This window comes from Serratia sp. 1D1416, assembly GCF_003641105.1.
Lineage (GTDB): Bacteria > Pseudomonadota > Gammaproteobacteria > Enterobacterales > Enterobacteriaceae > Serratia > Serratia ficaria.
The window spans coordinates 4,016,315-4,036,441 of sequence record NZ_CP032738.1; the positions used below are offsets into that span (position 1 = coordinate 4,016,315).

Below are 20,127 nucleotides of genomic sequence, written 5' to 3' on the forward strand. Positions count from 1 at the left end.
CCGAGAGAAAACCGTTCCCGATGTTAAAAACCACGCTGCTGTTTTTCGCTACCGCTCTGGCCGAAATAGTCGGCTGTTTCTTGCCCTACCTGTGGTTGAAGAAGGGCGCCGGCGCCTGGCTGCTGCTGCCGGCGGCGGCCAGCCTGATGCTGTTCGTCTGGCTGTTGACCCTGCATCCGGCGGCCAGCGGGCGCGTCTATGCGGCCTATGGCGGCGTGTACGTGGCGACGGCGTTGCTGTGGCTGCGGGTGGTGGACGGGGTGAAGCTGTCGGCGCTGGACTGGCTCGGCGCCGGGGTGGCGCTGGCGGGGATGCTGATTATCGTTGCCGGCTGGCGCGCCGCCTGAGCCAAGGCGGCGGGGTCGCCCCCGCCGCACGGGATCAGGACTCGCGGTGAATGCTCAAGCCGGCGAACGACTGGCTGACCGGCATCATTTCCAGCGTGTTGATGTTGACGCGCGCCGGCAGGGTCGCCACCCAGAATACCGACTCGGCGATATCCTCCGGCGTCAGCGCGTCCGCGCCTTCGTAGGTCTTGCCGACCTTGCCACCGTCGCCCTTGAAGCGCACGTTGGAGAACTCGGTGCCGCCCACCAGGCCCGGCTCGATGTCGGTCACGCGGATGCGCGTGCCGTGCAGGTCGGCGCGCAGGCCGAGGCTGAACTGCTTGACGAACGCCTTGGTGGCGCCGTAAACGTTGCCGCCGGCGTACGGCCAGTTGGCGGCGGTGGAGCCGATGTTGATCACGTGGCCGAGATTGCGTTCCACCATGGCGGGCAGCAGGGCGCGGGTCATGTTCACCAGCCCTTTGGTGTTGGTGTCTATCATGGTTTCCCAGTCGTCGGCGTTGGCCTTGTGCGCCGGTTCCAGCCCCAGCGCCAACCCGGCGTTGTTGACCAGCACGTCGATCTGGCGCAGCGCGGCCGGCAGCGCCTCAATCGCTTGCTGAATGGCGGCGCGGTTGCGCACGTCCAGCCGCACGATATGCAGCGCTTCGCCCAGCTCATCCTGCAACGCTTCCAAACGTTCGATACGGCGGCCGGCGGCAATGACCTGGTGGCCTTCATGAATGAAACGGCGCGCGATAGCTTCGCCGAAACCGGAGGTGGCGCCGGTGACAAAAATGATCATGTTGCTGTTCCTCAACTGTTTTTACCCTACATCCGCATATCATTAGCATAAACCCACACGCAGTGGCAGCGGTTATCGCGGCGGAAAGAGAAAAAGGCGAAAACCGGGCCGGCGAAGCGGCCCGTTAGCGGGGGTTACAGCTGTGGGGGCAGGTGGTACACCACGCAGTCGTACTTGATGTTTTCGCGGCGGCCGGCGACGACGCCGCCCAAAGACTCCGCGATGCGCCGGCTGGGGGCATTCTGCTCGGCCACCGGATAGAGGAAATGCTGCGGCCGGTAGCGTTCGCTGGCCCACAGGGCCATCGCCTGCACGATTTCCCGGCCATAGCCCTGGCCATGCAGGCTTTCTTTCACCCAGATGCCCAGCTCCGGCGTAGCGCTGTGCAGATTGTGCACGCCGCCCATGCCGACGAACCCTTTGCCGTCGCGCAGGCGGGCGATAAACATCGCTTCCTCGCCTTCGCGGATCAGCGGCAGCCAACCTTGCCAGACGTTGGCGAACGCTTCCGGCGACTCTTCCGGCTCAAAATTCATAAAGCGCGTCAACGTAGGGGTAATCGCCTGGTAAACATCGTCGGCGTCTGCTGCGGTGAAAGGGGCAATCAACAAACGGTCGGTGTCAACGCGGCACTGAGAAAGGTCACTGTGATTCATTATTATTACCTCGCTTTTCAGGCCTGAAACGGCAAAAATCCGCCCCCGGAAAAATGAGGCGGATCGTCGATACTACGTGGATTGGCGGCAGATGCGACTTATTTTTGCTGCAGGGGCGGCGACGCATTGCCGCGCTGCGCCGGCGTAGCGGTTTTTTTCCGGCGGATTTCACTGCCGGCGTCGCGGTTGAGCGTAAAGCTGTCCACCACCGCCAGCAGGGCGACGACGCCGATCGCCACGAACGCCAGCTGGAAATCGGCCAGCGGCACGGCGGCGCTGCGGCCGGGAAACAGCATCTCCGCCAGCCGCAGCGCCAGCGCGCCGATGGCGATGCTCAGGCCGCCGCCCAGCTGCTGCGCCATATTGAACAGCGTGTTGGCGCCGTTCATCCGCGGCTGCGGCACTTCGGAAAACGCCAGGGTATTGAGGGCGGTAAACTGCATCGAACGCGTCAGGCCGCTGACGAACAACAGCGCCAGAATCAGCCAGGTCGGGGTCTGCGGCGTCAGCAAGGCGCAGGCGAAAATGGTGGCGGCATTCAGCAGCCCGTTGCCCACCAGGATGGTGCGGAACGGGAAGCGGAACAGCACCGCGGAGGTAAAGGGTTTCATCGCCAGATTGCCGGCAAACACCGCCAGTACCAGCAGCCCGGCATCGAAGGCGTTGAGGCCGAACGCCAGCTGGAACATCAGCGGCAGCAGGAAGGGCACCGCGCCGATGGCGATGCGGAACAGCGTGCCGCCCCATATGGTGACGGCGTAACTTTTTATGCGCATCGCCCACAGCTCGACCAGCGGGTGCGGGCTGCGTTTGGCGTGACGCACCGCCAACAGGCCCAGCGCCAGGCTGCCGCCGACGCACAGCACCGGCACCAGCCAGGAAAGCTGCGGATGGCTGATCAGATCCAGCCCGAACATCAGGCCGAAACAGGCGACGCCGGTCAACACAAAGCCGGGGATATCGAACGGCGCGCTCTGCTGCGCGGTTTCGCGCGGGATCAGCCTTCCTGCCAGGATCAGCGCGACCACCCCGAGCGGCACGTTGAGGATGAAGATCCAATGCCAGGAGGCGTAGGTGGTAATGAAGCCGCCGACCGGCGGGCCGAGGATCGGCGCCACCAGCGCCGGCCAGGTGATGGTGGCGATGGCCTTGATCAGATCCTGCTTGGCGGCGTTGCGCAGCACGATCAGTCGCCCGACCGGCACCATCAGCGCCCCGGCGATCCCCTGCAGGATGCGCGCGGCGGTGAACAGCGGCAGGCTGGGGCTGAGGGCGCACAGGACCGAGGCGAGGGTGAAGATGGCCACCGCGACGGAAAACACCGTGCGGGCGCCGAAGCGGTTGGCGATCCAGCCGCTGGCCGGAATGAACACCGTCAGCGCCAGAATATAGGCGGTGATGCCGATATTCATGTCTACCGGCTGCACGCCGAACGAAGCCGCCATCTGCGGCATGGCGGTGACGATCACCGTGCCGTCGAGGTTTTCCATAAACATGGCGCCGGCCACCAGCAGCGGCAGCGCGCTGGCGCGGGAAAACACGCTCATAACGGCACGCTCGTGGCGGAACGCAGGCAAATTGCAGGCATAAAAGAAATCCCGTTTCAAAAAAGCTGACGCCGGAGGAGTTTTCGAGCATAGCGCATCGGCGACGGGTTAAAAAGATGTTAATCAAGTGATAATTGGCGGGCGCAGGGCCTGCGCCCGCCGGCGGGGTTAGAACTTCACCGAGCCCTGCAGATAGACAGTGCGCGGCTGGCCGACGTACAGGCCTTTGTTGTTGTCGTCGTAGGCGCGGGTGAAGTAGCGCTGGTCAAACAGGTTTTTCACGCCAACGCCCAGATTGAGGCCGGCCATTTCCGGGCCGAAGTCATAGGCGGCGCGCAGGCCCCACAGCATATAGCCCGGAATGCGGCCGGTGCTGCCGTCGGCGCTTTCCGCCACGGTGTTGGCGTTGTCGGCGAACTGGCTGGACTGGAACTCGCCGTTGAGGTTAAACGCCCAGTTGCCCGGGGTATAGTCCAGCCCCAGGGTGCCTTTGTGCTTCGGCGAGAACGGCACCTGGTTGCCCTTGTAGGCGCCGTCCTCGCGGATGGTGGCGTTCACGTAGGCGTAGCTGGCGTAAATCGTCATGTCTGCCAGCCGCGGCGTCAGCGGCGACAGGTCATAGCGCAGGCTGCCCTCCAGCCCGGCGTGGCGGGTCTTGCCGCGCGCGGTGACGCTGTCGGTGACCTGGTTGGCGTCGTACTGGTTGTTGAAGTTGATCAGGAACAGCCCGATCTCGCCGGTCAGCGCGTCGCCGGCGTAGCGGGTGCCCAGTTCCCAGGTGCGCGCTTTTTCCGGTTCGATGTTGCCGCTGTCCACCGCCTTGCCGATCTGGCTGTATTGCACCGTGCCGAACGAGCCTTCGGTGTTGGCGTACAGGTTCCAGTATTCGTTCAGGTGATACATCACGTTAAGCGCCGGCAGGGGGGCGTTATAGCTGACGTCCAGCCGATTGTTTTTGATGTAGTTGTTCTGATACGACCGGATGTGCTCGTAGCGCATGCCCGGCGTAATGGTCCAGTCGCCGATATCGATGCGGTCATCGATATAGAACGCGTGCGCCTCGGTGCCGGACTGGGTATCGCGGTCGTACGGGCTGCTGCCGGTGGGCAGTTTGCCGCCGCTGGCCTTGCTGTAGTAACGCAGCTCGTGGGTGGATTCGCTGACGTAGCGGTAGCCTACGCCGACCTCATGCGCGGAGGATCCCCAGCGGAAGCTTTGGCTGTAGCGCGGTTCCACGCCGCGTACCCAGTATTCGCGCGGCGACAGCGTCAGGTTCTTGCCCTGATCCAGATAGCCGCTGCGCAGGGTATAGGTATAGAAGCTCTGCACGTCGAATTTATGCTGCTGGTCAGGCTGATACTGATAGCCGAAGTTCGCCAGCTGGCGGCGGCCCCAGAACTTGTCGTACGGGCGGGTCGACTGGAACGGGTTGGCGTCGTAGTCTGCCCGGCTCAGGCCGCCCGGCATCTCCGCTTCGCCCTGGTAGTATTGCAGCAGGCTGTTGAAGCTGTGCACCTGGTTGGGCGCGTAGCGGCTTTTCAGCATCACGTCGTCGATCTTGGTGGCGCTGTGCTCGCGCCAGTCGCTGCCGCGGGTGCCGGAGTAGAGCAGCGCGGCGCCGAGGCCGTTGTCGGCGGTGCCGCCGATCATCAGGTTGCCGGTGCCTTTCGGGTGATCCTGGCGGGAGGTCGGGCTGAGCTGGCCCTGCATGCCGGCCTCGATGCCGAAGGTTTGCGGAATGGCGCGGGTGACGAAGTTAACCACGCCGCCGACGCTTTGCGGCCCATAGCGCACCGCGCCGCCGCCGCGCACCACGTCGATCGCGTCCATATTGCCGAGCGAGACCGGCGCCAGCGACAGCTGCGGCTGGCCGTAGGGCGCGAAGGGCACCGGGATGCCGTCCATCAGCACCGTCGAGCGGCTGGCCAGCCGCGGGTTGAGGCCGCGAATGCCGAAGTTCAGCGCCATGTCGTGGCTGCCGGTGCCGTTATTTTCCGGCGCCACCACGCCCGGCACGCGGTTCAGGGCTTCGCGCAGGGTGGTGGCGCCGGTTTTGGCGAAGGTTTCGCGGCGCACTACGTCGCGGGCGCCGGGGTGTTCGAACACGTCAATCTGGCGGCCCTCCGCCAGCCAGTCGCCGACCACGGTAACCTCTTCTTCTTTTTTCTGCGGCGCGGGCAGCGTGACCAGCGTGTAACCCCGATTGCCGAGCGCCCTGGCCTGCAGGCCGCTGCCGGCCAACAGCGCATTCAGGCCGTCGTCGACGCCGTAGTTGCCGCTCAGCCCCGGCGAGCGTTTGCCGGCGGTCAGCGCGCCGTCGACCGACAGCGCAATGCCGGCCTGGGCGGCGAAGGCGTTCAGCGCGCCATCCAGCTCACCGGCCGGGATGCGATAAGCCGCGGCGGCGCTGGCGGCCATCGACGGCGAGGCGAACGCCAGCCCGACGGCGATCGCCAAAGGTGTAACCCGTTTTCCCCAAAAGTGGTGCATACCTTCTCCTCATCATTTTAATTATTGCTGCGGTGTTTTATCTGGAGTCGGATGAAAAACGGCAAGGGACAATCAAGAATGCGATTTTTTATCATTTTCATTTGAAAAATTCAGGCGGGGACGATTTGCAGCCAGTAGCGGGTGAAGCTTTGCAGGCGCACCGGCAGCGTCTGGCCGAGCAGGGCCAGGGCGCGATCGGTGTCGTTGAGCGGGAAGCTGCCGCTGACGCGCAGGCCGGCGACCGCCGGATCGCAGCTCAGGCGGCCGCGGCGGTAGCGTGCCAGTTCGGCAACCACCCGATCCAGCCGCCACTGGCTGACGCTGAGCACCCCGCGGGTCCAATCGTCGCTTGCCGCCGCGGGCTGTTTCGCAGCGAAGGCCCCGGCGCTGAAGCTAACCTGTTCACCGGCGTCAATCAGGCGCTTCTCCTGCGGCCGCTGCGCCAGCTGGGCTTCGACCGCATGCTCCAGCACCGTCAGCCGCGTTTCGCCGCCGCTTTCGCGCACCAGAAAATGGGTGCCGAGCGCGCGCATTGCGCCCTGCGGGCTTGCTACCCACAGCGGCCGGGCGTCGCGGCCGGTAATCAGGCTGATTTCGCCGGCGTGCAGACGGATCAGCCGTTGCTGCGCATCGTAATGCACGTCGACCGCGCTGGCGGTGTTCAGCACCATCCGCGTGCCGTCGCTGAGCACCACCGGTTTGATCTCGCCGGTGGCGGTGCGGTAGTCGGCCCGCAGCTCGCGGCCCAGCGGCGACTGGTAACCCAGCCAGCCGCCGCCCACGCCGAGCAACAGCAGCAGGCTTTTCAGCAGGGTGCGGCGATCCAGAGCCGCCTGTTTGCCGGCCTGATCGAGCGTGCGATAGCCGAATTTGCCCGGTACGCCCCGCAGCTGGCTTTGCAACGCCTCGACGCGCTGCCAGGCCCAGCGGTGAACCTCGTGCTGCTGGTGCCAGGCCTGCCACTGCCGCCGCTGGCGCGCGGTGACGTTTTCGTCGCACAGCAGGGCGAACCACTGGGCGGCCGTTTTCAGCGCCTGGCGCTGTTCGGGGGTGATCGGGTGGCTCATCAAGGTGCGGCGTTTTCGAGGCTGAACAGCAGGCAGTGTTCAGTGGCCCTGGCCATGTATTTTTTGACCGAGCTGACGGAAACGCCGAGCCGCAGGGCGATCTCGGCGTAGCCCAGGCCTTCCAGCTGCGACAGCAAAAAAGCCTGTTTCACCTTTGGCCCCAGGCCGTCGAGCATGCTGTCGATCTGCTGCAGGCTTTCCAGCAGGCATTGCCGCTGCTCCGGCGACGGGGCATAGGCTGCCGGGATCAGCGCCAGCATCTCCAGGTAGGCGCGTTCCAGCGTCTTGCGGCGGAAGAAATCGACCATCACCCGCTTGGCGACGGTGACCAGAAAATCTTTTGGCTCGCGGATCGCGGCGGCCGCATCGCTCTTCAGAATGCGCAGGAAGGTGTCCTGCGCCAGATCGTCGGCGTCGAAGGCACACCCCAGCCGGCGGCGCAACCATCCCTGCAGCCAGGCGTGATGGGTGGCGTAAAGACGCGACAGGGCGTCATGGGGGCTGAGGCGGTGGCAGACATGATTTTCGCGTTGCTGGTCAGGAAAGATGCGCGGATGATAATTGAGAATGGTTATCGTTTCAAGTCGAGTGCCTTCCCTGGCGCGCAGACCTTCAGCTTTCGTTCAGCCGCTTGCCGCTGGCGGCGTCGAACAGGTGGACGGCGTCAATCCGGGGCGCCAGCCACAGCGGCTGGCCGGCCGCCGCCTCGATTCGCCCGGCCAGCTGCACGTGCAGCCGGAAACCGCCCCAGTCGAGGTGCAGCAGGCTGACGTCGCCCGTCACCTCCATCAGGCGCAGCTCGGCCGCCGGCGCTTCGCCGCCGTCCGCCAGACGAAAGTCATGCGGGCGCAGCCCGAGGATCACCCGGCTGCCCGGCGCCGCCCGTCGCCATTTGTCCGGCAGCGGCAGCCACAGCTCGCCGCAGCTCACGCCGTGCCGGCCATCGCGCGCGGCGACCACGCCCTCCAGCAGGTTCATCGGCGGCGAACCGATAAAGCGCGCCACGAAGGTGTCGGCGGGGGCATCGTAGATCGCCAGCGGTTTGCCTTGCTGCACGATGTCGCCGTCCTTCATCACCACGATCTGGTCAGCCAGCGTCATCGCTTCGATTTGATCGTGCGTGACGTACACCGTGGTGGTATGGAACTGCTGGTGCAGCGCCTTGATTTCGGCGCGCAGCTCCATGCGCAGCTGGGCGTCGAGGTTGGACAGCGGTTCGTCGAACAGAAACACCTTCGGGTTGCGCACCATGGCGCGGCCCATCGCCACCCGCTGGCGCTGGCCGCCGGACAACTCGCGCGGGTAGCGCTGCAGCAGCGGCTCGATCGCCAGAATGCGCGCCGCCTGCAGCACCTTGCTCTGCTGTTCGGCCCTGGCGACCTTCATCACCCGCATGTGAAACGCCAGGTTTTCCGCCACCGTCAGGTGCGGGTACAGCGCATAGCTCTGGAACACCATGGCGATATCGCGATCGGCCGGATCCAGGTCGTTGATCTTCTGATTATCCAGCAGGATAGCGCCGCCGGACAGGCTGTCCAGCCCGGCCAGCAGCCGCAGCAGGGTCGATTTACCGCAGCCGGAGGGGCCGACCAACACGGTAAAGCTGCCGTCCGGAATGGTCAGGTCGATCGGGTTCAGCACCCGCTGCCGGCCATAGCGTTTGGCCACTTGCACCAGTTCTACGCTTGCCATCAGATCATCTCCCCGGCGCAGGTTTTCAGGGTCTGCCAGTCCAGATACTGGCGCGGCGAGCTGCTGATGGCGTGGCTGGCGGCGCGGATGCCCCAGCGCAGCGCCACGGCGGCGGAGTGGCCGTGCAGGCAGGCGGTCAGGAAGCCGGCGTTGAAGCTGTCGCCGGCGCCGATGGTGTCCACCACGGCGATCGGGTGCGCCGCGGCCTGCAGCTGCCGCTCACCGCACCACAGGCGGGCGCCGTCCGCGCCGCATTTCACCACGCAGGCGGCGTCGGCCGGCTGTCGGCGGTTGAGCGTGCGGGCGGCGGTGTACAGGTCTTCGCTGCCCGCCATGCCGCAGGTTTCCACCTCATTGAGCAGCAAAATATCGCAAAACGGCAGCCAGTCGGCGATCTGCGCGCGCAGCGGTTCGCTCCAGCCCTGCGGCGGCCAGCCGGTGTCGACCGCAATGCGATAGCCGCGCTGGCGCAGGGTGTGCAGCAGCGCCGGGTAGTCCGCCAGCAAGGCGGTGCACAGGAAGGTGCCGCACAGCAGCACGGTGTCGCCGCCGCCGGCGAACAGCGGGATTTGGTGCAGCACGTCGTCCTGGCTCAGGCGGGTGATATGCCCCTGATTGCTGAAGAAGGTGCGTTCGTTGTCCGGGTGGGTCACGCCGAAGGTCAGCGAGGTTTCGCAGCTGTAGGTCGGCCAGTACGGCGAGCTGTCCGGAAAAAGCTGCGCCAGCCAGGGGCTGAAGTAATCGTTGCCCTGATTGGCCACCAGCCGAAAGGGCGTTTCCAGCGCCGCCAGCGCCAGCGCGCAGTTGCCGGCCGAACCGCCCGGGCGCAGCTCGCTGCGGTCGAGCATCGCTTCGGTGCCTTTCTGCGGCCACTGCTGCAGGGTGCTCATGATCACGTCGACGTTGATATTGCCGACCACGTACAGCGTGGGTCTGGTATTGGTATTCATCATGCGAAAATTCTCCCTTTGAAATCAGCCTTTGCTGCCGCCGCTGGTCAACCCGCTGACCAGCGTCTTTTGCAGCCACAGGGCGATAAACAGCGGCGGAACGGCGGCCAAAATGCCGACCGCGGCGATCAGCCCGTCGTCGGTGGCGCGCCCGGCGGTAAAACCGGCGATGGTCACCGGCAGCGTCTGCGCCTGAATATTGCTGGTAAACAGCAGCGCGTAGAAAAATTCGTCCCAGGCCAGCAGCCAGCCGAACAGCGCCGAAGCGCCCAGCGCCGGCTTGGCCAGCGGCAGGGTAATGCGCAGCAGCACCTGCCACTGGCGCAAGCCATCCAGCCGCGCCGCCTGTTCGATATCGATCGGCAGGGCGTCGAACTGGTTCTTCAGCATCCAGGTGAGAAACGGCAGGATCAGCGAACAGTAGACCAGCACCAACCCGAGATGGGTATTGAGCAGCGCCAGCTGCTGCAGGATAAAGTACAGCGGCAGCACGAAGGCCACCTGCGGCACCATGTAAATCGCCAGGCTGGCGAACAGCCAAGCGTCGCGCCCCGGGTAACGCGAAAAGCCGAACGCCGCCGGGATCGCCAGCAGCAGCGAGATCAGCGTGGCGCCGCAGGCCACCAGCAGGCTGTTGAACAGCGCATGCAGAAACAGCGCGCCGGGTTGGCCGGGCTGCAGCGACAGCAGGCTGAGATAGCGCGAGAAATCCCAGCGGCGCGGCAGCCATTCCAGCGGCACCCGGGCCAAATCGGCGGATGAACTGACGCTCATCAGAAACAGCCACAGCATCGGCGCCAGAATCGACGCCGCCAGCAGCAGCGCGGCGCCGTAACGCAACAGCCGCCGAATATTACGCTTCATCATTCAGGCTCCTTCCGCGCTGGCGGAACAGCATCAGCAGGTACAGGGCGATCAGCAGGCCGCACAGCAAGGTCATCAGCACCGCGTAGGCGGCGCCGCTGCCGGCGCGCAGGTAGCTGAACGACTCCTGATAGACGAAGAAGCCGAGGGTTTTGGTGCTGTCCATCGGGCCGCCGCGCGTCATCACGTAAACGATGTCGAACACCTTGAAGGCGTCGATGGTGCGCAACACCAGCGCCACCGCCAGCGGCGCCAGGATGGCGGGCAGGGTGATGGCGCGGAATCGCCGCCAGGCCGAGGCGCCGTCCAGCCGCGCCGCTTCATGCAGATCGTCCGGGATCGACTGCAGCGCCGCCAGCGTCAGCAGGGTGATCAGCGGGTAGTTCTTCCAGATGTCCGCCAGCATGACCGCGTTCAGCGCCGAGGCCGGATCGCCGAGCCAGCTGCGATACTGGCCGATCAGCCCCAGCTGGGTCAGCAGGGCGTTGATGCTGCCGTAGTCCGGATTGAAGTTCAGCCGCCACATCGTGGCGTTGACGATGGTCGGCAGCGCCCAGGGCAAAATCACCAGCGCCCGCAGCAGGTTGCGGCCGTGAAACTGTTGGTTGAGCAGCAGCGCCACCAGCACGCCGATGACGCCTTCGAACGCCACCGACACCAGGGTGAAATACAGCGTGCGCCACAGCGCGGCGCGAAAGTCCGGGTCGGTCAGGGCATACAGAAAGTTGTCCGCGCCGACCCAGGCGGGCGCCACGCCGTCGCCGACCAGCGCGGCGTCGGTAAAGCTCAGCCACAGGGTGCGGCACAGCGGCCAGGCGGTCAGCAGCAGCATCGTCAGCAGCATGGGCGCCAGCAGCACCCATGCCTGACGCCGCTCACGTTGAGGCAGTGTGAGCATGCTCATTCCTCAACGCAGCCGCGCGGCGCTTTCGCTCGCCGCGTCCAGCCCTTCCTGCGGCGTGACCTTGCCCTGCAGGATCTGCTGCAGATTCTGCTGCAGTCCGTTGGACATCCTTGAATAATCGGCGGTTTCCGGGCGTGACAACATCACGTTTAACGCCTGTTTGGCGGCGGCGATCAGCGGCTCCTGGCCTTTTTGCACCGCCGGATCATCATAGGAAGACTTCCAGATCGGCAGGCTCAGCCTGGCGTATTTGTCCTGCACCGGCTGCGAGGTCATGTAGCTGATGTACTGCCAGGCCTGATCGGGATGGGCGCTGGCCTTGGCGATGCCGAGGCCCATCGATCCGTTCACCGCCGCGACCTGGCCGTCGACCGATCCCGGCGCCGGAACGATGCCGACATCGCCGGCCACTTTGCTCTGTTTCGGATCGTTGGCCATGTTGTACATATAGGTCCAGTTGAGGGCGAAGGCGGCGTCGCCGTTGGAGAAGGCCTTGCGCACGTCCTCTTCCAGATATTCGCGCGAGTTCGGGTTGGTCAGTCCCTTGTCCAGCGAGTCTTTCATGTAGTTGACCGCCTGCAGCGAGCCGGGGGAGGAGAAGCTGATTTTCCCCTGCTGAACGAACTGCCCCTTGAAGGCCGACACCAGCGTGGTGTAGTCGCAGATCAGCGCTTCGGCCTGCGACCAGCTCCATACCAGCGGGTACTTGACCAGATTTTTCTGCTTGAGGATTTCCGCCTGCCGCGCCAGCTCCTGCCAGGTTTTCGGCGGGGCGCTGATGCCGGCCTTGGCCAACATCGCTTTGTTGTAATACAGGTATTTGGTGTCGAGGATCCACGGCATGCCCCAGCGCTTGTCCTTATAGGTGACGGTGGTCATGGCGCCGTCGAAGATCTTGCCGCTGTCGGCGGCGCTGATGCGCGAGGTGACGTCCTGCAGCAGGCCGAATTTGGTGAATTCGGCCGGCCAGATGGCGTCGAACAGCACCACGTCGTAGCCGTTGCTGCCGGCGCCGCGCGCCGCGACGATTTTATCGTGCAGCGCTTCGTAGGGCACGAACTCCAGATTAACGGCGATATCCGGGTGCTGTTTGCTGAAGTCCGCGGTCATGGCGCGGATGTCGTTTTCGCTGTAGGCCGCCTGGGTCATGAACAGCGCGTTGATGCGCGTCGGGGCGGCGTTGGCGCAGGAAGCGCCGAACGCCAGGGCGGACAGGGTACAGACCGCCGTGGCGGCAAGGGGTTGGCTTTTCATTCGTGCGTTCTCCGGTGTTAACAAGCGTTGAACCGGAACCCTTGGGCAAACCAGGCGCCGGTTACTTAAATCAATTTGATTGCTTTAATGGAGGGCACCATACTGCTAAGACGATTTCCCTTTCTGCATAGGCAGTTATGACGACATCCGGCACTAACCTTGAACATGCTCGCGCACATAACCGGCGCGTAGTGATAGAGGCTATTCGTTTGCACGGCGAGCTGACCCGCGCCGAAATTGCCCGGCTGACGTCACTGACGCCGCAAACCGTTTCGAATATCGCGACGGAGCTGGAACGGGCCGGCATTCTCTCCTCGCACCTGCCGCGCCGCGCCGGCGGAAGGGGCCAACCGGCGACGCCGCTGACCCTGAACCCGAACAGCGCGTACTCCATCGGCATCCATCTGGATCACCAGACGCTGTTGATCATCGTCGTCGATTTATCAGGCAGCGTTCGCTTCCACCGGCTGATTATGGTGCAAAAGCCCCAGCCTGCCGCCACCTTGAAACTGATTTGTGATGTACTGCAAGAAATGCGCCAGCAGCCGGATCTGGCGTGGGGCAAAATGCTCGGCATCGGCGTGGTGATGCCGGGGCCGTTTGGCGTGGAGGGGATTTCCTCGGTGGGGCCGACCACGCTCAACGGCTGGGAGAATACCGACGTGGTGGCCGATCTGGCGGCGCAGAGCGGGCTGCCGGTAACGCTGGAAAACGACGCTACCGTCGCCGCCATCGGCGAGCGTTTGCACGGCGTGGCCAAGCGGCTCAATTCCTTTATTTATTTGTATCTCGGCACCGGGTTGGGGGCGGGGATCTTCACCGACGGGCGAATTTACACCGGCCATGCGCACAATGCTGGTGAGGTCGGCCACATGATTGTGCAACCGGGCGGCAAAGACTGCTACTGCGGCAACCGGGGCTGCCTGGAGCGTTACGTTTCGCTGCAGGCGGCCTACGAGAGCTGCGGGCTGGATCCGATGCGCGCCATGCCGCAGGATCTGCTGGCGCTGCCGCAGGAAAAGCTCGATACCTGGCTGGGTCTGGCGGCGCCGCCGCTGCGGCAGGCGATCAACATCATCGAATGCATGTTCGACGCCGAAGCGGTGATTATCGGCGGCCTGATGCCGGAAAGCCTGGTCGGGCAGCTGATTAAACGGCTGACGCCGCTGCACCGTTCGGTGCGCAGCAAATACCTCGACGGCCTGCGGGTGCGGCTGGGCACCACCGGCGCCGATACGGCGGCGCTGGGGGCGGCGGCGTTGCCGCTGTTCGATGAATTCAACCCGCGCTATGAAGTGTTATTGAAATAACCGCTTTCTGTTCCGGTTGGGCTATTCCTGCCCATTATTGGTGCAACCCGCGGATTAAGCCAATTAAGCAAACGGTTGCTATTTCAAGGCAACCGTTTGCTTATATTTCTCTTATTTCTTTCGCCGGACAATATTTTTCGAATAATTAATATCTCATTGTTTTAAATAAAAAAATTACAATAAAAAACCAACTGGCACGCCGCTTGCTATTCTTGAATCAACACCTGCGATCGTTAAAAGACCGCCATATTTCGTCGGGCTGAGCTCACTCAGCCGGATGCTGTGCGCTGGTCGCCAGAAAAGGAACGGCAAATGAGCATGCAATTCACCACGGCTATCCGTGGCAATTTTTTCGATATCGCCGCCTGCGTGGATGAACCGCAGCGGCTGGACGCGCAGCTGCGGCATATTCCCGACGGCCTGCTGTTGCTGAACGAGGGGACGATCGTCTGGCACGGCAGCTGGCGGCAGGGCGAGGCGCTGTTGCCGCCGGGTTTTGCGGTGACCGATTATCGCGACAAGCTGATCGTGCCGGGGTTTGTCGACAGCCACATTCATTATCCGCAAACCGAAATGATAGGCGCTTATGGCGACCAACTGCTGGGGTGGCTGAAAAACTACACCTTCCCGACGGAAAGCCGCTTTGCCTGCGAAAAACACGCCGGTGAAATGAGCGCCTTCTTTCTGCGGCAGCTGTTGAGCAACGGCACCACCACCGCGCTGGTGTTCGGCACCGTGCATCCGCAGTCGGTGGAGGCGCTGTTCAGCCAGGCGGCGGCGCTGAACATGCGCCTGATCGCCGGCAAGGTGATGATGGATCGCCATGCGCCGCCGGCGCTGCTGGAGACCCCGGAACAGAGCTACCGCCAAACGCGGGCGCTGATCGAACGCTGGCACGGCAGGCAACGCCTGAGCTACGCCATTACGCCGCGCTTCGCGCCGACCAGCACGCCGGCCTTGCTGGCGCAGGTGCAGCGGCTGCGCGAAGAGTTTCCGGACGCGTATCTGCACACCCACCTGAGCGAGAACCCCGATGAAATCGCCTGGGTGAAAGCACTGTTTCCGGAAAGCCGCAGCTACCTGGACGTTTACCACCGCTACGGGCTGACCGGCGGCAAAAGCGTGTTCGCCCACTGCCTGCATCTGGAGGAACAGGAGTGGGACTGCCTGTGCCGAACCCGCTCGTCCATCGCCTTTTGCCCCACCTCCAACCTGTTCCTCGGCAGCGGGCTGTTCAACCTGCAAAAGGCCTGGCAGAAGCGGGTGAAGCTGGGTATCGGTACCGACGTGGGCGCCGGCACCACCTTCAACATGCTGCAGACGCTGGGCGAGGCCTATAAAGTGGGGCAGCTGCAGCGTTACAAGCTCTCCGCCTGCGAGGCGTTTTACCACGCTACCCTGGGCGGTGCGCGGGCGCTGGCGCTGGACGACAAGATCGGCAATTTCACCCCCGGCAAAGAGGCGGATTTCGTGGTGCTGGATCCGGCGGTATCGGCGTTGCAGAAGCTGCGGCATGAAAACAGCCCCGCGCTGGCGGACCAGCTGTTCGTGCTGATGACGCTGGGGGACGACCGCAACATTTACCGCACCTACGTCGACGGCAAGGTGGTGTATCAGGCGCCTGCGCGCGAGGAGGCGGCATGATCCGGTTTCTGCTCAATAACAGGTTGAAAAGCGAGGCGGCGCTCGACCCGAACACCACGCTGCTCAACTACCTGCGCCGCGATCTGGGGCGTTGCGGCACCAAAGAAGGCTGCGCCTCGGGCGACTGCGGCGCCTGCACCGTGGTGTTGGCGGAGCCGCATGACGGCGAGTTGCGCTACCGCAGCGTCAACGCCTGCCTGACGCTGGTCAGCGCGCTGCACGGCAGGCAGCTGATTACCGTGGAAGATTTGAAACAAAACGGCCGGCTGCACGGCGTGCAGCAGGCGATGGTGGACTGCCACGGCTCGCAGTGCGGGTTTTGTACGCCGGGCTTCGTAATGTCGATGTTCTGCCTGCAAAAAAATAGCGCCGATTATCGGCGCGAAGCGGCGCAGCAGGCGCTGGCCGGCAACCTGTGCCGCTGCACCGGCTATCGCCCCATTTTGGCGGCGGCGCAGCAGGCCTGTGAACGGCAAACCCCCGACGGCTTCGACCTGGAACGGCAACGGACGCTGCGGCAGCTGCAGGCTATCGAGCCCGCCAAATCGCAGGAGGCGGCCGGCAAGCGCTGCCTGATGCCGCAGACCCTCGACGAGCTGGCGGCGCTGTATCGGCAACACCCCCAGGCCAAACTGCTGGCGGGCGGCACCGATTTGGCGCTGGAAATCACCCAGCGCCATCAGGATCTGCCGCTGTTGATCGCGCTGGGCCAGGTGGCCGAGCTGAAGCGGACGCAGCGCGCGGACGGCAGGCTGACGATCGGCGCCGGGGCGACGCTGAGCGACCTGTACCCGCTGCTGGAGGGTTACCATCCGGCCTTTGGCGAGCTGCTGGCGCGCTTCGCCTCGCAGCAGATCCGCAATCAGGGCACGCTGGGCGGCAATATCGCCAACGCTTCGCCGATCGGCGACGGCGCGCCGCTGCTGCTGGCGCTGGATGCGCAGCTGATGCTGCGCTGCGGCGAACGGCGGCGCGCGCTGCCGCTGCGCCAGTTCTTCCTCGGCTATCGGCAAACCGCGCTGCAGCCCGGCGAATTTATCGAAAGCATCTCGCTGCCGGCCGACGCGCCGGCGGACTTCCGCGCCTGGAAAGTGTCCAAACGGCGGGAGGATGACATCTCCGCGGTGTGCGGCGCATTCAATCTGACCATCGAACAGGGGGTGGTGCGCGAGGCGCGGGTGGCGTTCGGCGGCATGGCGGCCACGCCGCAGCGCGCGCTGCGCTGCGAACAACGGCTGGTGGGCCAACCCTGGCGCAGGGCCACGGTGGAGCTGGCGGCGCAGGCCTTGGCGCAGGACTTCACCCCGCTGAGCGATTTCCGCGCCAGCAGCGCTTACCGGCTGTTGGTGGCGCAAAACCTGCTGCGCCGCTATTTTATCGCGCTGACGGCGCCGCAAACGGCAATCGAGGTGACCGCCCATGAGCCACGCTAAACGCATCGAGTACAGCCAGCAACAGCTGGCCGCGCTTTTCCACCAGGGCTTGAGCAGCGGCGCAGGCCGCAGCCGCAAGCATGAAAGCGCCGACAAACACGTCAGCGGCGAGGCGCACTACATTGACGATCGGCTGGAGTTCCCCAATCAGCTGCACCTGGCGGCGAAGCTGAGCGAGCGGGCGCATGCGCGGATCGAAAAACTGGACGTTTCCGCCTGTGCGGCTTTCCCCGGCGTGGTGCGGGTCATTACCTGGCGAGACGTACCGGGCGAGCTGGATATCGCGCCGCTGACCCAGGGCGACCCGCTGCTGGCGAAAGATGAGGTGGAGTACCTCGGCCAGGTGATTGCGGTGGTGGCGGCCGAGGATCCGGAAATCGCCTGGCGCGCCGCACAGGCGATCCGGGTGGAGTATCAGGATCTGCCGGCGCAGCTGGACGTCACCCGGTCATTGCGCGAAGGCTATCTGGTACAGGAAGCGCACCGCCATCAGCGCGGCGACGCCGATGCCGCGCTGGCGCAGGCGCAGCACCGCCTGCAGGGCGAGCTGCACGTCGGGGGCCAGGAACACTTTTATCTGGAAACCCAAATCGCCTCGGTGCTGCCGACCGAGGACGGCGGCATGCTGGTCTATTCATCGACCCAAAACCCGACCGAAATCCAGAAGCTGGTAGCCTCGGTGCTCAATCTGCCGATGCACCGGGTGACCGTCGACATGCGCCGCATGGGCGGCGGCTTTGGCGGCAAGGAGACCCAGGCGGGCGGCCCGGCCTGCCTGTGTGCCGTCGTCGCGCATCTTACCGGCCGGCCGGTCAAAATGCGCCTCAACCGCCGCGACGACATGCTGATCACCGGCAAACGTCACCCGTTTTATATTCGCTACGACGTCGGTTTCAACGACGAGGGCCTGCTGAACGGGGTGAAAATCGATCTGGCGGGCAACTGCGGTTACTCGCTCGATCTCTCGGGCTCGATCGTCGACCGCGCGATGTTCCATGCCGACAACGCCTATTTTCTGCAGGACGTGCTGATCGTCGGCCACCGCTGCAAGACCCACATCGCCTCCAACACCGCCTACCGCGGCTTCGGCGGGCCGCAGGGCATGATGGCCATCGAAGAAATCATGGATTGCATCGCCCGCTATCTGGCGCGCGATCCGCTGGCGGTGCGTAAAATCAATTACTACGGCAAAGACCGGCGCAACGTCACCCATTACCATCAGCCGGTGGAGCAAAACCTGCTGCAGGAGATCACCGCCGAGCTGGAGCAGAGCGCCGACTATCGGGCGCGCCGCGCCGCGATCCGCGATTTCAACGCGCAGAACCCGATCCTGAAGAAAGGGCTGGCGCTGACGCCGGTCAAATTCGGCATTTCCTTTACCGCCAGCTTCCTGAACCAGGCCGGCGCGCTGGTGCTGGTGTATACCGACGGCAGCATCCAGCTCAACCACGGCGGCACCGAAATGGGCCAGGGGCTGAACACCAAGGTGGCGCAGATTGTCGCCGCGGTGTTTCAGGTGGATATCGCGCGCATTCAGATCACCGCCACCGACACCGGCAAAGTGCCCAATACCTCGCCGACCGCCGCCTCGTCCGGCACCGATCTGAACGGCAAGGCGGCGGAAAACGCCGCGCAGATCATCAAACGGCGGTTGGTGGACATGCTGGTCAAACAGCATGCCGTCAGCGCCGACCAGGTGGCGTTCAGCAATGGCCAGGTGCGGGTCGGCGAGCGCTACTTCAGCTTTGAGCAGGTGGTCGAGCAGGCCTATTTCAATCAGGTTTCGCTGGCCAGCACCGGTTACTACCGCACGCCGAAAATTTTCTACGATCGCGACCAAGCCAGCGGCCATCCGTTTTACTACTTCGCCTATGGCGCGGCCTGCGCGGAGGTGGTGATCGACACGCTGACCGGCGAATACCGGCTGCTGCGCGCCGACATCCTGCACGACGTCGGCGATTCGCTGAACCCGGCGATCGACATCGGCCAGGTGGAGGGCGGTTTTGTGCAGGGCATGGGGTGGCTGACCAGCGAAGAGCTGGTGTGGGATGAGCAGGGCAAGCTGCTGACCAACGGCCCGGCCAGCTACAAAATCCCGGCGATTGGCGACGTGCCGGCCGATTTGCGCGTTCGGCTGCTGGAAAACCGCCAAAACCCGGAAGACACGGTATTTCATTCCAAGGCGGTGGGCGAACCGCCGTTTATGCTGGGCATCTCGGTGTGGTGCGCCATCAAGGACGCGGTGGCCAGCCTGGCGGACTATCGCCGGCAGCCCGCCATCGACGCGCCGGCCACGCCGGAACGGGTGCTGTGGGGCGTACAGCAGATGCTGACCGCGGTGCGGGAGAACGGCGATGGATGAATGGATTGAGGCGCTGGCCGCGCTGCGGCAACGCGGCGAACCCTGCGTGCTGGTCACGCTGGTGGATGAGCTTGGCTCCACGCCGCGCAACCGCGGCACCAAAATGCTGGTGACCGCCGAAGGGGCGGTCGATACCATCGGCGGCGGCCACCTGGAGTTTCAGGCGCTGGCGATCGCGCGCGACATGCTGCGGCAGGGCGTCAGCCGCCTGCGGCTGGAGCGTTTCCCGCTGGCGGCCCGGCTCGGCCAGTGCTGCGGCGGCGCCACCCGCGTGCTGTTCGAACCGCTGATCCCGCCGCGCCCGCAGATTGCGCTGTTCGGCGCCGGCCATGTCGGGCGCGCGCTGGTGAACATTCTCGCCACGCTGCCGTGCCGGGTGCGCTGGATAGACGCCCGCGCGGAGCAATTCCCGGCGCAAATTCCCGCCGGGGTCAGCCGCATCGTCAGCGAAGATCCGCTCGAGGAGGTCGACGCCATGCCGGCGGGCGGTTATTTCATCGTGATGACCCACGACCACGCGCTGGATCTGGCGCTGGCGGAACGCATCCTGCGGCGCGGCGACGCCGGCTATTTCGGCCTGATCGGCTCGTTGACCAAGCGCAAACGCTTCGAATATAAGCTTGCCCAGCGCGGTCTCGGCGAAACGGCGATCGCCGCCATGCGCTGCCCGCTCGGCCTGCCGGACGTAAAAGGCAAGCTGCCGGCGGAAATCGCGGTGGCGGTGGCCGGAGAGATTGTGGCCTGCTATGGGCATAAATCAAGGTCTGGCTCGGATGTTTGACTTCTAATCACTTGTTTTTGCTCAAACTGATAACTGCGCCTA

General features: G+C 64.5%; 17 protein-coding genes. 6 read left to right on the forward strand and 11 right to left on the reverse strand.

The window, feature by feature from the left end; all coding sequences use genetic code 11:
* Positions 1-20 precede the first annotated feature (20 nt).
* Positions 21-347, forward strand: coding sequence for a YnfA family protein (locus D7I37_RS19475; RefSeq protein WP_061795630.1), 327 nt, complete (start codon positions 21-23; stop codon positions 345-347).
* Positions 348-381: 34 nt separating this feature from the next.
* Here the strand turns inward: D7I37_RS19475 and ydfG are convergent, their stop codons facing one another.
* The 11 genes from ydfG to D7I37_RS19530 form a co-directional block, all read right to left on the reverse strand.
* Positions 382-1,131: a bifunctional NADP-dependent 3-hydroxy acid dehydrogenase/3-hydroxypropionate dehydrogenase YdfG gene (gene ydfG / locus D7I37_RS19480; protein ID WP_061795631.1), complete on the reverse strand. Its 750-nt coding sequence runs from the start codon at positions 1,129-1,131 to the stop codon at positions 382-384.
* Positions 1,132-1,265: 134 nt separating this feature from the next.
* Positions 1,266-1,787 (reverse strand): GNAT family N-acetyltransferase, encoded by a 522-nt coding sequence (locus D7I37_RS19485; RefSeq protein ID WP_061795632.1) that lies wholly within the window; start codon positions 1,785-1,787, stop codon positions 1,266-1,268.
* Between the two features lie 98 nt (positions 1,788-1,885).
* Positions 1,886-3,334, reverse strand: coding sequence for an MFS transporter (locus D7I37_RS19490; protein WP_061795633.1), 1,449 nt, complete (start codon positions 3,332-3,334; stop codon positions 1,886-1,888).
* A gap of 168 nt (positions 3,335-3,502) precedes the next feature.
* The gene (fecA, locus tag D7I37_RS19495; RefSeq protein ID WP_129544190.1) at positions 3,503-5,824 is read right to left on the reverse strand and encodes a TonB-dependent Fe(3+) dicitrate receptor FecA; all 2,322 of its coding nucleotides are present in this window, start codon (positions 5,822-5,824) and stop codon (positions 3,503-3,505) included.
* A gap of 110 nt (positions 5,825-5,934) precedes the next feature.
* Positions 5,935-6,891 (reverse strand): ferric citrate uptake sigma factor regulator FecR, encoded by a 957-nt coding sequence (fecR, locus tag D7I37_RS19500; RefSeq protein ID WP_061795635.1) that lies wholly within the window; start codon positions 6,889-6,891, stop codon positions 5,935-5,937.
* Positions 6,891-7,379, reverse strand: a complete 489-nt coding sequence (gene fecI / locus D7I37_RS19505) for a ferric citrate uptake sigma factor FecI (protein WP_242502925.1) — start codon at positions 7,377-7,379, stop codon at positions 6,891-6,893. Before fecI ends, fecR begins: the two co-directional genes overlap by 1 nt.
* A gap of 124 nt (positions 7,380-7,503) precedes the next feature.
* On the reverse strand, positions 7,504-8,583 hold the full coding sequence (locus D7I37_RS19510; protein WP_129544192.1) for an ABC transporter ATP-binding protein: 1,080 nt from the start codon (positions 8,581-8,583) through the stop codon (positions 7,504-7,506).
* On the reverse strand, positions 8,583-9,536 hold the full coding sequence (locus D7I37_RS19515; RefSeq protein WP_083950346.1) for a carbohydrate kinase family protein: 954 nt from the start codon (positions 9,534-9,536) through the stop codon (positions 8,583-8,585). Before D7I37_RS19515 ends, D7I37_RS19510 begins: the two co-directional genes overlap by 1 nt.
* Before the next feature lie 21 nt (positions 9,537-9,557).
* Entirely contained in the window at positions 9,558-10,397 is an 840-nt protein-coding gene (locus D7I37_RS19520) for a carbohydrate ABC transporter permease (RefSeq protein WP_061795638.1), read from the reverse strand.
* Complete coding sequence (locus D7I37_RS19525) at positions 10,387-11,295, reverse strand: carbohydrate ABC transporter permease (protein ID WP_061795688.1); 909 nt, start codon at positions 11,293-11,295, stop codon at positions 10,387-10,389. The genes D7I37_RS19520 and D7I37_RS19525 overlap by 11 nt, the downstream gene beginning before the upstream one ends.
* 9 nt (positions 11,296-11,304) lie before the next feature.
* Positions 11,305-12,555, reverse strand: coding sequence for an extracellular solute-binding protein (locus D7I37_RS19530; protein WP_061795639.1), 1,251 nt, complete (start codon positions 12,553-12,555; stop codon positions 11,305-11,307).
* A 137-nt stretch (positions 12,556-12,692) separates the two neighbouring features.
* On the opposite strand from D7I37_RS19530, the gene D7I37_RS19535 reads away from it, so the two are divergent.
* From D7I37_RS19535 to xdhC, 5 genes are all read left to right on the forward strand, one after another.
* Complete coding sequence (locus D7I37_RS19535; protein ID WP_129544193.1) at positions 12,693-13,865, forward strand: ROK family transcriptional regulator; 1,173 nt, start codon at positions 12,693-12,695, stop codon at positions 13,863-13,865.
* Positions 13,866-14,177: 312 nt separating this feature from the next.
* Entirely contained in the window at positions 14,178-15,509 is a 1,332-nt protein-coding gene (gene guaD, locus D7I37_RS19540) for a guanine deaminase (protein ID WP_129544194.1), read from the forward strand.
* Positions 15,506-16,942: a xanthine dehydrogenase small subunit gene (gene xdhA, locus D7I37_RS19545; protein ID WP_061795642.1), complete on the forward strand. Its 1,437-nt coding sequence runs from the start codon at positions 15,506-15,508 to the stop codon at positions 16,940-16,942. Before guaD ends, xdhA begins: the two co-directional genes overlap by 4 nt.
* A complete protein-coding gene (gene xdhB, locus D7I37_RS19550; protein ID WP_129544195.1) occupies positions 16,929-19,304 on the forward strand; it encodes a xanthine dehydrogenase molybdopterin binding subunit in 2,376 nt (791 codons plus the stop codon). The genes xdhA and xdhB overlap by 14 nt, the downstream gene beginning before the upstream one ends.
* Positions 19,297-20,085 (forward strand): xanthine dehydrogenase accessory protein XdhC, encoded by a 789-nt coding sequence (gene xdhC, locus D7I37_RS19555; protein ID WP_061795644.1) that lies wholly within the window; start codon positions 19,297-19,299, stop codon positions 20,083-20,085. The genes xdhB and xdhC overlap by 8 nt, the downstream gene beginning before the upstream one ends.
* Positions 20,086-20,127 lie beyond the last annotated feature (42 nt).

Bases quoted from the DNA above. Each gene is read 5' to 3' on its own strand.
- D7I37_RS19475 (WP_061795630.1), top strand. From the start codon at position 21: ATGTTAAAAACCACGCTGCTGTTTTTCGCTACCGCTCTGGCCGAAATA.
- ydfG (WP_061795631.1), bottom strand. From the start codon at position 1,131: ATGATCATTTTTGTCACCGGCGCCACCTCCGGTTTCGGCGAAGCTATC.
- D7I37_RS19485 (WP_061795632.1), bottom strand. From the start codon at position 1,787: ATGAATCACAGTGACCTTTCTCAGTGCCGCGTTGACACCGACCGTTTG.
- D7I37_RS19490 (WP_061795633.1), bottom strand. From the start codon at position 3,334: ATGAGCGTGTTTTCCCGCGCCAGCGCGCTGCCGCTGCTGGTGGCCGGC.
- fecA (WP_129544190.1), bottom strand. From the start codon at position 5,824: ATGCACCACTTTTGGGGAAAACGGGTTACACCTTTGGCGATCGCCGTC.
- fecR (WP_061795635.1), bottom strand. From the start codon at position 6,891: ATGAGCCACCCGATCACCCCCGAACAGCGCCAGGCGCTGAAAACGGCC.
- D7I37_RS19510 (WP_129544192.1), bottom strand. From the start codon at position 8,583: ATGGCAAGCGTAGAACTGGTGCAAGTGGCCAAACGCTATGGCCGGCAG.
- D7I37_RS19515 (WP_083950346.1), bottom strand. From the start codon at position 9,536: ATGATGAATACCAATACCAGACCCACGCTGTACGTGGTCGGCAATATC.
- D7I37_RS19520 (WP_061795638.1), bottom strand. From the start codon at position 10,397: ATGAAGCGTAATATTCGGCGGCTGTTGCGTTACGGCGCCGCGCTGCTG.
- D7I37_RS19525 (WP_061795688.1), bottom strand. From the start codon at position 11,295: ATGCTCACACTGCCTCAACGTGAGCGGCGTCAGGCATGGGTGCTGCTG.
- D7I37_RS19530 (WP_061795639.1), bottom strand. From the start codon at position 12,555: ATGAAAAGCCAACCCCTTGCCGCCACGGCGGTCTGTACCCTGTCCGCC.
- D7I37_RS19535 (WP_129544193.1), top strand. From the start codon at position 12,693: ATGACGACATCCGGCACTAACCTTGAACATGCTCGCGCACATAACCGG.
- guaD (WP_129544194.1), top strand. From the start codon at position 14,178: ATGAGCATGCAATTCACCACGGCTATCCGTGGCAATTTTTTCGATATC.
- xdhA (WP_061795642.1), top strand. From the start codon at position 15,506: ATGATCCGGTTTCTGCTCAATAACAGGTTGAAAAGCGAGGCGGCGCTC.
- xdhB (WP_129544195.1), top strand. From the start codon at position 16,929: ATGAGCCACGCTAAACGCATCGAGTACAGCCAGCAACAGCTGGCCGCG.
- xdhC (WP_061795644.1), top strand. From the start codon at position 19,297: ATGGATGAATGGATTGAGGCGCTGGCCGCGCTGCGGCAACGCGGCGAA.